Raw genomic sequence first — 14961 nt, forward strand, 5'->3', positions numbered from 1 at the left:
CTGGGTAGGGGAGGATCGTGCCGCGGGCAGTGAGCTTGCAGGCCGTGCAGACAGTGGAGACGATTCGCCTGGCCACAAGGGCACGGGTTGACACCGCGGCATGCGATCATGGCGCATGAACGCATTCTCCAGTCTCCAGCTTGATCCGCAGTTGCTCAGCGCCCTGGCTGCGCTTGACTACACCGAAATGACCGAGGTCCAGGCGCGCAGCCTGCCGTCCATCCTCGAAGGCAGGGATGTCATTGCCCAGGCCCCAACCGGCAGTGGCAAGACCGCGGCGTTTGGTCTGGGCCTGATTTCGCGACTGGACCCGGCCAGGTCTGCAGTGCAGGCCCTGGTTCTGTGTCCAACCCGTGAACTGGCAGACCAGGTCAGCAAGGAGATACGGCGCCTTGCCAGTTTCGTTCCGAACGTCAAGTTGCTGACCCTTTGCGGGGGCATACCCCTGCGCCCGCAACTGGCATCCCTGGCCCATCCGCCGCATGTCGTGGTGGGTACGCCGGGCCGCATCCAGGAACTGCTCGATCAGGCCGCTATGAGCCTGGACGACGTGCGTGTCGTTGTTCTCGACGAAGTCGACCGCATGCTCGACATGGGCTTTCTGGATGCCATCAGGGCCCTGCTCAAGCAAAGCCCGAAATCCCGCCAGACCCTGTTGTTTTCAGCGACGGTCCCCGACGAAATTCGAAAGATCAGCCGCAGCCTGCAGTGCGATCCGGTGGATGTGGCAGCGGATTCCGGGGAAGCCCCGCCGGAAATCGAGGAGCAGTACTTCGAAATCGATGCGACACGTCGCTTCGAAGGTCTCGAGCGCCTGCTGACAACGCATCGTCCCGAATCGACGCTGGTGTTCTGCAACACGCGCAGGGACACGCAGGAGCTCGCGGACGGACTGGTGGCACGCGGTTTCTCCGCCCTGGCGCTGCACGGCGATCTCGAGCAACGCGATCGGGATGAGGTGCTGATGCGCTTCGCCAACCGCAGTTGCGCGATCCTGGTCGCCACCGATGTTGCCGCGCGTGGGCTTGATATCGAAGACTTGCCCGCCGTAGTCAATTGGGAACTGTCGCCGGATCCCGACGTACATGTGCACCGCATCGGGCGCACGGGACGCGCTGGACGCAAGGGGCAGGCCTGGAGTCTGGTTGCCGCGGCGGAGATGCCAAGAGTGGCGCCCATCGAAACGCGGACCGCGCAGGCGCTGCGCTGGTCAAGGCTGCCTCCTGCGGGCAGCTCGGCGGCTCCGATCAAGGCAACGATGAGTACCTTGTGCATTGATGGCGGCCGTCAGGAAAAGGTGCGCCCGGGTGACATTCTTGGCGCCTTGACCGGAGAAGCAGGCATTGCAGCCGACGCGGTCGGCAAGATCGGCATTTTCGCGACGCGGTCCTATGTTGCGATACGGCGCGATCAGGCCCCGATCGCGCTCAAGCGTCTGCGTGAGGGCAAGATCAAGGGACGCAAGTTTCGCGTCCGGACCCTCGACTGATCAGGTTGCGCTCAACATCTGCACGCTGGCGTAGCCCAGTGCAAATGCGAGCATCAGCAATACCAGCGCGGTTGCCTGGAATACCTGGGTGACTTGTCTCGCGGCGTTGCCGCGACGGATCGGGGTGTCGCGGATGACCCGTGTGCCTGGTGTCGGCCACTGGCCTGTTGCCTTGACCCTGGATGCCTGATGCACGGCGTACCAGGCCAGCAGGGCCAGGCAGATCGCGCTGCCGGTCAGTCCGATGCCGATCATTTGACGCAAGCGAAGAATCTGCAGATCAGTGCCCGGGATCGCACCGATGCCGGACAACCAGCGCTGGAAGAAAAAGAGAGCCACAACGGCTACGGCCGAGGCCAGACCCAGCGCAATCAGGGTCTGGCGGCGCAGTCGTGCGTCCGCGCGAAGCATGTCTTCACTCAAGAGTCTCTCCCTCGGCTGTGGCGTGGAGCATACCCATGTCCAGGCCAATTGCCGCTGCCGTATATCGCCGAATCCCTGCGCCGGTCTATCCTAGTGGGATGAAGAATCCCATTTCGACATGTCTGTTGGCCTTACTCGTTGTTTCGCTGTCTGCCTGCCAGACCTCGCCTTCGCGCGGCGGCGCCCCCGTGGCCGTGGGCGATGGCCAGCGGGCCTGGTTCGACGGAACCTACGACAACCATGAGCAGGTCGCGCAATCGACGGGCATCGCCGTGCCGCCGGTGCGCTTCGAGATCACGCCTCTGAACATCGCGGGCTGGTACGCATGGAAGGTTCGCCAAACCGGCGAGACGACGCTGGAAGCGACATGGGTGATGCGAACACTCAAATCGCTGGATGGATCCCTGGTGATGACGCCCTGGAGAGCCCTGGTTGCCGACCCCGGACTCGGCAAGGATTTCGATCCCGAACAGTGGGTGGCGCTGGATGCCTGCACGCTGCGAGGGGCCATTGCCTCCAGTGGCCTGAAGGTCCGGGCCGACCTGCCATCGTGTACAACGATTGCTCCGGGCGTCGGTGCTTCCGTGGCCTTGCTGCCGATCGAGATCGAGCATATCGGCGACGCCTTGCGCGTGCGCCTCTATGCAGATCAGGTGCGCGGGCCGGACGCCTCTACTGATGCACGCCTGATCCGCTGGTATACGGGTTGGGCGGCGATCAATGGTGCCGGGCCGAAGGCCAGGGAGGAGAGCTCCGACTGGCACATGAACCGTGATTTGCGGATCGGCAACGAAGGCGGGCGCGCGAACGTGAAGTGGCGTGATGGCCAGCCATCCGGGTATTCGCTGAAACTTGAGCGCGCGAGCTATCGAGAGGGAAGCACCCAGGTACTCAAGTTGTCCGTCATCGAGGATGCCAGCGGACGCGCCATCGCCTACGCCTGGGCCAATCCCGAGGCCACCGCGATTGGTATCAATCTTGGCTGGATCCAGGTGGGTCTGGACAGCGCTGCACCTGCACCTGCACCTGCACCTGCGCGCTGAAGCGATGATCTTCGATGGCTGAAGAATCTCTCAGCTGGTGCGAGTTCGAGCGTGTCGTGATGGTTGCGGGCACGGTAATCCGCGTCGAGGCCTTCCTCGAAGCGCGCAAGCCGGCGCTCAAGGTCTGGGCCGATTTCGGTCCCTACGGCGAGCGCAAGACCAGCGCACAGATCGCCGGCATGTACACGGCGCAGGAACTGCTGGGGCGGCAAATTGTCGGCGTGGTCAATTTTCCGGAAAAGCAGATCGGCCCATTCCGCTCGCAATTCCTGCTGACCGGTTTCCCTACCGAGGAAGGCGTTGTCATCACGACCGTAGAACGACCCGTACCCAACGGTACGCGCCTGGCCTGATGTGCTGACCGTGAGCGCACGGGGCATCACGCTTTTCCCGCCAACCGCTTGCTGCGAACGGCTCAACCGAACGATCAAAGCGCCTCGAAAATCCCGGCGGCGCCCATGCCGGTGCCGATGCACATGGTGACCATGCCGTACTTCTGCTGACGCCGACGCAGGCCGTGGATCAGGGTTGCCGCTCGCACCGCGCCGGTCGCGCCGAGTGGATGACCGAGCGCGATCGCGCCACCCAGAGGATTGACCTTGCTGGCGTCAAGACCGACATCGCGGATCACCGCGAGTGCCTGTGCGGCGAAGGCTTCGTTGAGTTCGATCCAGTCCATCTGCTCCTTGCTCAAGCCGGCCAGCCTGAGTGCCTTCGGAATCGCTTCGATCGGGCCGATGCCCATCACTTCGGGGCGCACGCCGGCAACCGCAAATGATACAAAGCGCGCAATCGGGGTCAGGTTGTATTCCTTGATGGCCTTCTCGCTGGCCAGCATCAGGGCGCCGGCGCCATCCGACATCTGTGAGGAATTGCCTGCAGTCACGCTGCCACCGGCCTTGAATACGGTGCGCAACTTCGCCAATCCGGCAGCGCTGGTGTCGGGGCGCGGACCTTCGTCGGTGTCGATGACGCGGCTGTCGGTCTGGATCGATCGTCCGACCAGATCGGGGTAGTGGTCGTCGAGCGTGAACGGCACGATCTCGTCCTTGAATTCGCCGGCCGCAATCGCAGCGAGGGCCTTCTGATGGGAGGCGAGGGCAAAGGCATCCTGGTCTTCGCGGCTGACTTTCCATTCGCTGGCCACGTTCTCCGCCGTGATACCCATGCCGTAGGCAATCGCAACGTTCTCGTCCTGGAATGCGGCAGGATTCATCGCAATCTTGTGCCCCATCATCGGCACCATGCTCATGCTTTCGGTGCCACCCGCCAGCATCAAGTCGGCATCTCCGGTTCGGATTCGATCAGCGGCCAGCGCGATGGCCTGTACGCCCGAAGAACAGAACCGGTTGATCGTCTGCGCCGGCACCGAATTCGGCAAGCCGGCCAGCAGCACGCCGATGCGCGCCACGTTCATGCCTTGCTCCGCTTCGGGCATGGCACAGCCGATCACGGCGTCGTCAATGCGAGAAGGGTCGATACCTGGCGCGCCGGCTACTGCGGCCCGGATCACATGGGCGAGCAGGTCATCAGGGCGAGTATTGCGAAAGACACCGCGCGGCGCCTTGCCGACCGGTGTGCGCACGGCGGAGACGATGTAGGCGTCCTGTATCTGTTTGGTCATTTGCTTTCTCCGAAAGCGGGAATGGGGAATGGGGAGCAGGGAATGGGAAAGCGAGCCTTGGGGCAGGAATGTGTGCGGAATTCAGGATCCGCAGGAACCGGCTCTACCGATTCCCCATTCTCAGTTTCTGAGGGGCTTCCCCGTGGTCAGCGTGTGCATGATGCGTTCCTGTGTCTTCGGCATCTGCGCGAGTTCGACAAAGTGCCTGCGCTCGAGATCGAGCAGCCAGGCCTCGTCTACCTGCGAGCCGCGCTCGACACTGCCGCCGCACAGGGTGTCGGCAATTCGGCTACCGACTTCGAAGTCGTGCGGCGAGATGAATCGTCCTTCCAGCATGTTGACCAGCATCATCTTGATCGAGGCCGTACCGACATCGCCGGCAACCGCGATGTCGCGCGCAGGCAACGGTGGACGCCAGCCGGTTTCGGCCAGCGACGCAGCAACCTTCTTCGCCACGTACAGGAGCTCGAAGCTGTTGAAGACGATCACGTCATCGGCGCGCAGCAGTCCAAGCTGTTTCGCTTCCAGGGCACTGGTGGAGACCTTGGCCATGGCAGCGGCCTCGAACGATTTCTTGATCATGTTGAACGCGTCGCCATCGACGCTGTCGCGCGCGGCGCGAAGGGCAAACTCCTTGAGTCCGCCGCCAGCCGGCAGCAGGCCCACTCCGGCCTCGACCAGTCCAATGTAGCTTTCCAGCGCGGCAACCGTGCGTGCCGAATGCATCTGGAATTCACAACCGCCGCCGAACGCCATGCCACGCACGGCCGAAACCACGGGTATCAGCGAATACTTGATGCGCATGCTGGTGGCCTGGAAATTCGCGACCATGGCCTCGAACTCCTTGATCTTGCCCTCCTTGATCAGGCCCATGGCGCCCTTGAGGTCGGCGCCCGCCGAGAACGGCTCGCTGGTCTGCCAGATGACCATGGCCTTGAACTGCTTCTCGCATTCCTCGACACAGCGCTGCAGGCCATCAAGCACCGCATCGTTGACCGTATTCATCTTGGTCTTGAACGAGACGATGCCGATGTCATCGCCGAGATGCCAGAGGCGCACGCCCTCGTTTTCCCAGACCGTGGTGCCGGTATCGAATGTTTCGCCCAGCAAGGGGTCGGGAAACAGCTGGCGCTGATAGACCGCGGCGTCCGAACGCGGGACATTGCGGCCCAGGCTGGGCGAATACGATCCATCCTTGCCGTGTACGCCGTCGCGGCCGTCGCTGACCCATGCTGGAAGGGGTGCATCGCTCATGGCCTTGCCCGCGGCAATGTCTTCGGCAATCCATTCGGCAACCTGCTTCCAGCCCGCGGCCTGCCAGGTCTCGAACGGGCCGAGCTTCCAGCCGTAGCCCCAGCGAATCGCAAGGTCGACGTGTCGCGCGGTATCCGCGATATCGCCGAGGTGGTATGCGGTGTAGTGGAACAGGTCGCGGAACATGGCCCAGAGGAACTGGGCCTGGCTGTCCGATGAGGCGCGCAAGGCGGCGAACTTTTCGGCCGGATTCCTGATGCCCAGAATCTTGCCCATTTCCTCACTGGCGCCTTCGCTGGCTGGTCGGTACTCCTGGCTGGTCAGATCGAGTACCTGGATTTCCTTGCCGACCTTGCGGAAGAAGCCGGCTCCGGATTTCTGCCCGAGCGCACCCTTCTCGATCAATGCATTCAGCCAGGCCGGGGCCTTGTAGTACTTGTGCCAGGGATCATTTGGCAGCGTGTCGTCCATGGTCTTGATGACATGCGCCATCGTGTCGAGGCCGACCACGTCCGAGGTCCGATAGGTCGCGCTTTTCGGTCGTCCGATCGCCGGGCCGGTAATCGCGTCGACAACGTCGAAGCCCAGCTTGAACTGTTCGGTGTGATGCATCGTGGCGAGGATCGAGAACACGCCGATGCGGTTGCCGATGAAGTTTGGCGTGTCCCTGGCGTGGACAACGCCCTTGCCCAGCGTCGTGGTCAGAAAGGCCTCGAGGCCCGAGAGCAGGGCGGGGTCTGTCTGGTGGTCGGGAATCAGCTCGACAAGGTGCATGTAGCGTGGCGGATTGAAGAAATGGATGCCGGAAAAGCGGGGTCGCATTGCTGCCGGCAAGGCCTCGGCCAGCGCATTGATGGAAAGACCCGAGGTATTGCTGGCAACGAAAGCAGAATCAGAGACATGCGGCGCAATCTTCTTGTAAAGGTCGAGCTTCCAATCGAGCCTTTCCGCGATCGCTTCAATGATCAGGTCACAGCCCTTGAGCAGGTCGAGGTGCTCATCGTAATTGGCTGGCGTGATGGCCGAGGCACGAGATTTTTCAGCGAGTGGGGCCGGGGACAGCTTGCCCAGGTTGGCGATTGCCTTGATTGCGATGCCGCTCTTCGGTCCTTCCCTGGCCGGCAGGTCGAAAAGAATCGTTTCAACGTCGGCATTGACCAGGTGTGCGGCGATCTGGGCGCCCATGACGCCTGCACCGAGGACGGCAACCTTGCGGATGCGGAGTGGGGAATGGTTCATGCGCTACCTCGCAGGAAAGTCGAAAAGTGGGGCCGGGCGGGCAATCCGCGCGACGCGAATCGGTGTGGAGTGGGTCGAACTACTCGGCGCGCAGGCCGGCGGCGGCGAAACGGATCAGGTGTTCGGCCGCGCGTTCACGATGAATCTTCTCGGACATCGCCGCGCGGCGCTTGATAACCCCGAAATCGGCCATTGCGTAGGTCAGGGCGCCGGCGATGATGTCGATACGCCAATAGAGCTCTTCCTTGTCGAGGTGCGGGAGCTGCGCGCCAAACGCAGCGGCAAACTCCTTGAGTACGTAACCGTAGTTTTCGGAAAGGTATTTGCGCAGCCGTTCATTGTGTTCTGCATAGGCGCGCGCGAGCACGCGCACGAAGGTGTTGCCTCCCGACTTGTCCAGCGAAAGCAGCAGGGCCGGATGAATGAAGGCGGCCAGGATGTCCTCGAGGCTCGCTTCAGGACTGGCCTGCACGGCCTTGAGTGCGTCCAGCCGCTGCGCGCTGAGTTCATCCAGTCGACGGCGGAACACCTCGTTGACGAGATTGTCCTTCGAGCCGAAATGGTAGTTGACGGCGGCCAGATTGACCTTGGCCGTCGAGGTCAGTTCGCGCAGGGACGCGCCCGCAAATCCGTTTCGGGCGAAGAGCTCCTCGGCGGCGCCGAGGATGCGTTCCTTGGTTGAAAAGTGCGGGGAATTCACGAGCGAGGGTCCAATCGGTGTGCAATAACCAAACGAGCGTTTGAATGATAAGCGCGCAAGCCTTGTGGATCAACGTCAGGAATGGGCTGATCATCACGTCTTTGGGGTGATATTCCGGTTCAGAATTAGCTAGAATATGGGGTCGGATAGTGCGCTAACTATCCGGATTGTCATGGGTTTGCCCTCATGGCAGGCACCCACCCTGTCTTTCCCTCATCAACAAGGTCAAATAACAATGGCGCTGGAGCGCACCCTTTCCATCATCAAGCCCGACGCGGTCGCCAAGAACGTGATCGGCGAAATTTATTCCCGATTCGAGAAAGCCGGTCTGAAAATCATTGCCGCGCGCATGAAACAGCTGTCGCGCCGCGAAGCCGAGGGTTTTTATGCGGTTCACCGCGAGCGTCCCTTCTTCAAGGCGCTGGTGGACTTCATGATCTCGGGCCCGGTCATCATCCAGGCCCTCGAAGGCGAGAATGCCATTTCAGTTCATCGTGATCTCATGGGCGCAACCGATCCGAAGAAAGCCGAGCCTGGAACCATTCGCGCGGATTTCGCCGATTCGATCGATGCCAATGCCGTGCACGGTTCCGATGCGCCGGAAACTGCAGCGGTGGAAATCGCCTACTTCTTCGCCAGTTCCGAAGTCACGGCGCGCTGAACTCGATGGACGCGACGCAGACCAGGACCAACCTGTTCGGCCTAGATCGCAAGGGCTTGCGCGACTGGTTCGCGCAAGCCGGCGAAAAGCCGTACCGGGCGGATCAGGTCATGAAGTGGATGTACCACCGTCACGTCACCGATTTTTCGCAGATGACCGACGTCGGCAAGCAGCTGCGCGGCAAGCTCGAAGCGGTCGCTGAAATCGTTCCACCGAATGTGCTGCTCGAAAAGCAGTCGACCGACGGCACGCACAAGTGGCTGCTCGGCATGGATCCGCGCAATGCCATCGAGGCCGTGTTCATTCCGGAAAATTCCCGGGGAACGCTTTGTGTTTCATCGCAAGTGGGATGTGGCCTGAATTGCACGTTCTGTTCGACCGGCACGCAGGGCTTCAACCGCAATCTATCCACGGCCGAGATCATTGGCCAGGTCTGGGTCGCGGCAAGGCATCTCGGCAACGTGCCGCATCACCAGCGCAAGCTGACCAACGTCGTGATGATGGGCATGGGCGAGCCGCTGCTCAATTTCGATAATGTCGTGCGCGCCATGAGCATCATGCGTGACGACCTCGGGTTCGGGCTGGCCAACAAGCGCGTGACGCTCTCGACTGCCGGCCTCGTGCCGATGATCGACCGACTGTCCGAAGAAAGTGACGTGTCGCTGGCGGTTTCCCTGCATGCGCCCAATGACGAACTGCGAACCCGGCTGGTTCCGCTCAACAAGAAGTACCCGATTGCCGAACTGATGGACGCTTGCCTGCGCTATACCCGACGCGCGCCGCGCACGACTGTCACCTTCGAATACACGATGATGAAGGGCATCAACGACAGCCCTGAACTGGCACGCCAGTTGGTCAAGCTGGTTCGCAAGGTGCCGAGCAAGATCAACCTCATCCCGTTCAATCCGTTCACGGGAACGCAGTACGAGCGTTCCGACGAGTCGGTGATCCGCGACTTCCAGACCATCCTGCTCGATGCCGGTGTGCTGACCATGGTCCGGCGCACGCGCGGGGATGACATTGATGCCGCCTGCGGTCAGCTGAAGGGCCAGGTCATGGACCGGACCCGACGCCAGGCCGAATTTCGCAAGAAGATCGAGGAGGGTGTAGCCAGTGCGGCTTGACCGGATATTCTTTGCAGTCCTGGGGTTGTCGCTGCTTGCGGCGTGTGCCTCCAGCGGTGGTGTGCGCAGCACGGCCGAGGGCGGAACCGATCCCGAAAATCCGGCCACCAAGGCGGCGGCGCTGTATACCGACCTCGGTCAGAAATATCTGGCCCAGGGCAAGTACGAAAATTCGCTGGAAAACCTGAAAAAGGCGCTCGCGGCGGACCCCAACTATGTCGACGCGCATACCGTCATTGGCCTGCTCTACGAGCAGATCGGCGAGAACACCAAGGCCGAGCAGAATTATCGCAAGGCCGCGCAGCTTATGCCGAAATCCGGCAACGAGAACAACAACTACGGCGCCTTCCTTTGCAAACTCGGTCGGTATGATGAAGCAGCCAGGTATTTTCAGATTGCCGTGGCCGATCCGTTCTACCAGACACCTGCCGTGGCCTTGACCAATGCCGGCACTTGTGCGATCAAGGGGGGCAAGTACGACCTCGCTGAACGGGATCTCCGCTCGGCGCTGGAATACGACCCGGACAATACCGAGGCCCTGTTCCAGATGGCCACGGTGTTGTACCGCAAGGAAGACTTCTTTCGGGCACGAGCCTTTTTCCAACGTTACGAATCAGTGGGGAGGCAGAGCGCGGATGCACTGCTGCTGGGTCGTAATATCGAGTTGCGTCTGGGGAACGCAAAGGCGGCCATGGAATACACGCAACGCCTGCGTACCCAGTTTCCGGATTCGGAGCAATCTCGATCACTCGATGCGTCGAGTTCCTCCCCGAGTTCGTCCTGATGAACAGGACAGGCAGGATTTCGTTCCTTTGGTTGTTGGCAAGTTCCCGGAACCACGGTTGTGACATCCACTGAACATCGTCAGCTCAATTTGCTGTTATCTCCGGAGATCGAAACTGTGAGCAAAACAGGCGTCGAAAAACAGAATCTGCAGGCCACACCCGCGGAGGGCATGGTTGACATGGATTCGGGCGCAGAAATGGTTTTGCCGGACGTGGAGGCAACTGACAGTCCAGACTCGTCCATGGGTGCGCGGCTCAGGCTCGAGCGGGAAAAGCGCGGCTGGAGCTGCGAGGATGTCGCCTCGCGCCTGAAGCTGCAGGCCAGCCTGATTCGGCGCATCGAGCAGGACGACTACAACGGCATTGCACATGCGGTCTATCTTCGTGGATATCTGAGCAGCTATGCGCGATTGCTGGGTCTTCCGGTTGTTCTCGCGGAACGCGTTGTTGCCGAAAGGAGTGAGCCTGCTCCCCTGATTTCAACCGGTACGGTGTCGCGTTCGCGCTATCTGCTCGACCGCTACTCCGTCAGCGCGACCTATCTGATCCTGACTGGTCTGGTCATTGGCCCTGCCGTGTGGCTGGCCACGCATGGCGGCCTCGAGCAGAATCTTGCGAGGACCGTGATGCTGGATGGGCCTTCAGCCACAATGGAGACCGTATCCTCGGATGTTCAGCTGGCTGGGCAGGAGTTGACGGCAGAGGTCGCCGGACAACCGGAGCCTGTCCGTGACGGATCCGGTGCCGATACAGCCAAGCCCGGGGCAATCGCTCCCGCGGTCAGCACCGATGCCCCGCCCATTGTCGCCTCGATGGCGCCCTTCGCCTCCGCATCCACTCCCGTGGTGCCCGCGCCAGCGCCAGCGCCCGCCGCTCCCGCCGGCAAGCACTCGCTGACACTCAAGCTCAGCCAGGCAAGCTGGGTGGAGATCACCGACTCAAGCGGGGAAAAACTTGAATACGGTCTGCTCGAGGCTGGAATCGAACGCCAGTACTCGAGTGAGGGAGCCATGTCCGTGCGAATCGGCAATGCCCAGGGTGCGGAGATTGTTGCCGACGGCAAGGTCGTCGACCTGGCGCCGTTTCGCCGGGCCAATGTCGCCCACCTCAAGGTGTTTGCCGAAGCGGGGCTGGCCACGCGCGTCGACTCCTGAATTGCTCGCCCGCGCCGCCGTTCATTTGCGGTCGCGGGCTGATTTCCTGTTACCCTAGCGCCCCCCGCGCCGCCCCTGCCGGTCCCCGGCAATTCCTGTCCAGCGGTGTCCTATCTGGTGATGCGTATGGCTTTTGAAGTTCTTGACGAGCACGAACAAGGTGAATTGGTGCGCAAGTGGTTGCGTTCCAACGCCCTGTCCATAGCAATCGGTATCGGCATTGGACTATTGCTCATTTTCGGTTACCAGCAATGGCAGGCGCGCGAGGCGCGTACCAATGGCGAAGCGGCCATGCAGTTCGCCGCCTTTACCGACGCTCTGGACGGCAAGCGAGATGACGACGCTGCCCGCATTGCCGAGACGTTGCGTACGGACTACGCAAAAAGTTCATACGCCGTCTTTGCCGCATTGCGCCTGGCTGAAACGGCGGTCGTGGCCGGAGACCTCGACAAGGCCGATTCGGAGCTCGACTGGGCTGAACAGGCCGCGTCGGAACCCACCCTGAAATCACTGATCGCCCTGCGCAAGGCCAGGATCAGCCTCGCCCGTGGCGAGGCCGAAAAAGCCCTGAGTCAGCTCGACAAGGTTGCCAAGGACGATTTTTCGGCCCTGGCCAGCGAGTTGCGCGGCGATACGTTTGCAAGTCTCGGACGCACCGATGATGCGCGCGCCGCCTACGCCGATGCGCTCACTCACCTTGATCCCCAATCGCCAAATCGCAATTTCGTTGAAATGAAGTTGAATGACTTGCCCGCAGCGGCGGAGAAGCAGAAATCATGAAGCGAGCGCTACTGGCCGTAGTCATTCTGTCGCTGGGTCTGGGCGGCTGCAACTGGATCAAGAGTCTCGGAGGCAAGAAAGACAATGTCGTGCCACCGACACCGCTGGTCGAAATTGCGCCGAGCGCCAGCACACAAAAGCTCTGGTCGGCATCGATCGGCAAGGGCGCCGGCAAGTCCGGTGCGCACATGAATCCCGCACTCGATGGAGATCGGCTCTATGTGGCCAGCGTCGGAGGCGAAATCGCTGCCCTGGATGCGGCCACTGGACGCAAGCTGTGGTCGACCAGTGTCAAGAAGATGCAATGGGCCGGAGGTCCGGCAGCACGCGGCGATCTGCTCGTTGTGGGCGCGCTCAATGGCCAGGTGCGAGGGTTTTCCACCCAGGATGGCAGCGAGCTTTGGCAGGTCCAGCTGAGTTCGGAAATCATTTGCGCGCCAACGATCACCGATGGTCTGATTGCCGTACGTTCGCAGGACGGCCGTCTGTTCGGGCTCGATCCGTCGGACGGCACCCGTTTGTGGGTCTATGAGCAGGCTGTACCTGTTCTCAGTTTGCGCGGGAATGCATCGCCGGTCATCGGCAATGGCCTGGTCTACGATGGCTACGACAGCGGTCGAGTGGTGGCCGTGCGCCAGACGGATGGCGCGCCGGCATGGACCCAGACCCTGTCCACAGGCGAAGGGCGTACCGAAGTGGAACGCCTGGCCGATTCCGATGGCCCGATCGTGCTCGATCAGAACCAGCTTTTTGCAACCGCGTATCGAGGCCAGATTGCAGCGCTGGATGCCGGCAGCGGGCGCCCCGGCTGGAGTCGCGAGCTCTCGAGTTTTGCGGGTTTGACGGTCTCGGCCAACTCGGTGGTCGTCAGTGATGCCGAAGGCAATGTCTGGGCTTTCGATCGCCAGACCGGGTCCAACCTCTGGAAGCAGGAAGCCTTGCTGCATCGTTGGCTGAGTCCACCTGCCATTGTCGGCAACTACGCGGTCGTCGGCGACCTGGAAGGCTATGTGCATTGGCTCAGCCTTTCCGATGGTTCCTTCGTTGCCCGCGAGCGAATGAGCAAGAATCCTGTCGAAAGCGCCCCGATTGTTTCTGGCGACGTCGTCTATGTCGAAGACGTCTCAGGCAACATCGTCGCCTATCGCACCCAGTAGTAACTGTCCCGATTCAATGCCTGCAGACAGTTTGCAGGCCCGAGTCGGGTTGATGGCAGCACCAGTCGACATGGCCCGTGGCCCGGCTGTTGGCTGCGCCTGAAACGGAGCGCCCGCGATGCTTCCTGTCGTCGCCCTGGTCGGACGCCCGAATGTCGGCAAGTCGACCCTTTTCAACGTGCTAACACGTTCGCGCGATGCGCTCGTGGCGGACATGCCAGGAGTGACGCGCGACCGACACTATGGTTACTGTCGGGTCGGAGAGCGTCATTTTGTACTCGTCGATACCGGCGGGCTGGCAGACAACGAGGAAGGTCTGGCGGGGCTGACGGCGCGGCAGGTGGAACTCGCCATTGCCGAAGCCGATGTGGTGATCTTCGTTGTCGATGCGCGTGATGGCCTTTTGCCTACGGACCAGGCCATCCTGGAGCGCTTGCGACGAACCTCCAAGCCGATTGTACTTGCGGTCAACAAGACCGACGGGCTCGACGAGTCGGTCGCACTGGCCGATTTTGCGCGACTCGGAATGGCCGCGCCATTGCCGCTGGCAGCCTCGCACAATCATGGCACCTTGCAGCTTGTGCATGCCATCGAGGCATTGCTTCCCGAACGCGAGGAAGAACCGTCCAGTGGCGAAGACGAGGGTGGTGTACGTGTTGCCATCGTGGGTCGCCCGAACGTCGGCAAGTCGACCCTGGTCAATCGCTTGCTGGGCGAGGACAGGGTCATTGTCTCGGACGTGGCGGGCACGACCCGCGATTCGATACGGATACCGCTGGAACGGGACGGCCGCAAATACACCCTGATCGATACCGCCGGCGTGCGACGACGCTCGCGCGTCGACGATGCGGTCGAGAAGTTCAGTGTCATCAAGACTCTGCAATCGATCGACGCGGCCAACGTCGTGGTCATGCTGCTCGATGCCAACGAAGGCGTGACCGACCAGGACGCCGGACTGATCGGCCACGCACTCGACGCCGGGCGTGCGCTTGTGGTGGCCGTGAACAAGTGGGACGGCCTCAAAACCTATGATCGGGATCAGTGCAAGTCCTCAATGCAGCGAAAACTGACCTTCGTCGCCTGGGCCCCGCAAGTGACGATCTCAGCGCTGCATGGAACGGGTATTGGCGAGCTCATGAAGCTGGTCAACCGGGTTCATCTTGCGGCCAACAGGAAACTGACGGCCTCGGATCTTACCCGTGCCCTGGAGGCAGCCTATGCCGCCTACCAGCCGCCGTTGGTACGGGGGCATGCGCCGAAATTGCGCTATGCGCACCCCGGTGGCTCGAACCCTCCGACCATTGTGATCCACGGCTCCCGTACCAAGCACCTGGCGGAATCCTACCGGCGCTATCTCGAGAACTTCTTTCGCAAGCGCTACAAGCTTGACGGCACTCCTGTTCGCATTGATTTTCGGGAAGGCGAGAATCCCTATGCCGGCAAGAAGAAAGTCCTCACCGAAGAGCAGCAGAAAGATCGCCAGCGATCGATTCGCAATGCCAGGCGCGGAAAGCGCTAACCTGCCCAT

14 protein-coding genes are annotated in these 14961 nt (G+C 61.6%); 10 read left to right on the forward strand and 4 right to left on the reverse strand.

Annotation, left to right across the window (positions count from 1 at the left end):
• Nucleotides 1–115: 115 nt before the first annotated feature.
• Nucleotides 116–1489, forward strand: coding sequence for an ATP-dependent RNA helicase DbpA (gene dbpA / locus R3F00_RS15300; RefSeq protein WP_371282666.1), 1374 nt, complete (start codon nt 116–118; stop codon nt 1487–1489).
• Here dbpA and R3F00_RS15305 read toward each other — a convergent pair whose 3' ends face one another.
• Complete coding sequence (locus tag R3F00_RS15305) at nt 1490–1912, reverse strand: hypothetical protein (protein WP_371282667.1); 423 nt, start codon at nt 1910–1912, stop codon at nt 1490–1492.
• A gap of 98 nt (nt 1913–2010) precedes the next feature.
• Between R3F00_RS15305 and R3F00_RS15310 the strand changes: the two genes are divergently transcribed.
• Complete coding sequence (locus tag R3F00_RS15310; RefSeq protein WP_371282668.1) at nt 2011–2955, forward strand: hypothetical protein; 945 nt, start codon at nt 2011–2013, stop codon at nt 2953–2955.
• A gap of 14 nt (nt 2956–2969) precedes the next feature.
• Nucleotides 2970–3308 carry a tRNA-binding protein gene (locus R3F00_RS15315; protein ID WP_371282669.1) on the forward strand — a complete coding sequence of 113 codons (339 nt, stop codon included), beginning with the start codon at nt 2970–2972 and terminating at the stop codon, nt 3306–3308.
• Between the two features lie 74 nt (nt 3309–3382).
• Here the strand turns inward: R3F00_RS15315 and R3F00_RS15320 are convergent, their stop codons facing one another.
• The 3 genes from R3F00_RS15320 to R3F00_RS15330 form a co-directional block, all read right to left on the reverse strand.
• A complete protein-coding gene (locus tag R3F00_RS15320) occupies nt 3383–4579 on the reverse strand; it encodes an acetyl-CoA C-acyltransferase (RefSeq protein ID WP_371282670.1) in 1197 nt (398 codons plus the stop codon).
• A gap of 120 nt (nt 4580–4699) precedes the next feature.
• Nucleotides 4700–7072: a 3-hydroxyacyl-CoA dehydrogenase/enoyl-CoA hydratase family protein gene (locus tag R3F00_RS15325; protein WP_371282671.1), complete on the reverse strand. Its 2373-nt coding sequence runs from the start codon at nt 7070–7072 to the stop codon at nt 4700–4702.
• 79 nt (nt 7073–7151) lie between these two features.
• The gene (locus R3F00_RS15330) at nt 7152–7772 is read right to left on the reverse strand and encodes a TetR/AcrR family transcriptional regulator (protein ID WP_371282672.1); all 621 of its coding nucleotides are present in this window, start codon (nt 7770–7772) and stop codon (nt 7152–7154) included.
• A 235-nt stretch (nt 7773–8007) separates the two neighbouring features.
• Between R3F00_RS15330 and ndk the strand changes: the two genes are divergently transcribed.
• The 7 genes from ndk (at nt 8008) to der (ending at nt 14952) form a co-directional block, all read left to right on the forward strand.
• Nucleotides 8008–8433, forward strand: coding sequence for a nucleoside-diphosphate kinase (ndk, locus tag R3F00_RS15335; protein WP_371282673.1), 426 nt, complete (start codon nt 8008–8010; stop codon nt 8431–8433).
• A gap of 5 nt (nt 8434–8438) precedes the next feature.
• Nucleotides 8439–9557, forward strand: a complete 1119-nt coding sequence (gene rlmN / locus R3F00_RS15340; RefSeq protein ID WP_371282674.1) for a 23S rRNA (adenine(2503)-C(2))-methyltransferase RlmN — start codon at nt 8439–8441, stop codon at nt 9555–9557.
• Nucleotides 9547–10341, forward strand: a complete 795-nt coding sequence (gene pilW, locus R3F00_RS15345) for a type IV pilus biogenesis/stability protein PilW (protein WP_371282675.1) — start codon at nt 9547–9549, stop codon at nt 10339–10341. Before rlmN ends, pilW begins: the two co-directional genes overlap by 11 nt.
• Nucleotides 10342–10458: 117 nt before the next feature.
• Complete coding sequence (locus R3F00_RS15350; RefSeq protein ID WP_371282676.1) at nt 10459–11496, forward strand: RodZ domain-containing protein; 1038 nt, start codon at nt 10459–10461, stop codon at nt 11494–11496.
• A gap of 126 nt (nt 11497–11622) precedes the next feature.
• The gene (locus tag R3F00_RS15355) at nt 11623–12276 is read left to right on the forward strand and encodes a YfgM family protein (protein WP_371282677.1); all 654 of its coding nucleotides are present in this window, start codon (nt 11623–11625) and stop codon (nt 12274–12276) included.
• Complete coding sequence (gene bamB / locus R3F00_RS15360; protein ID WP_371282678.1) at nt 12273–13433, forward strand: outer membrane protein assembly factor BamB; 1161 nt, start codon at nt 12273–12275, stop codon at nt 13431–13433. The genes R3F00_RS15355 and bamB overlap by 4 nt, the downstream gene beginning before the upstream one ends.
• A gap of 118 nt (nt 13434–13551) precedes the next feature.
• Nucleotides 13552–14952, forward strand: coding sequence for a ribosome biogenesis GTPase Der (gene der, locus R3F00_RS15365; RefSeq protein WP_371282679.1), 1401 nt, complete (start codon nt 13552–13554; stop codon nt 14950–14952).
• The last annotated feature ends 9 nt before the right edge of the window (nt 14953–14961 follow it).

The organism is Dokdonella sp., from assembly GCF_041395345.1.
Classification (GTDB): Bacteria; Pseudomonadota; Gammaproteobacteria; order Xanthomonadales; family Rhodanobacteraceae; genus Dokdonella.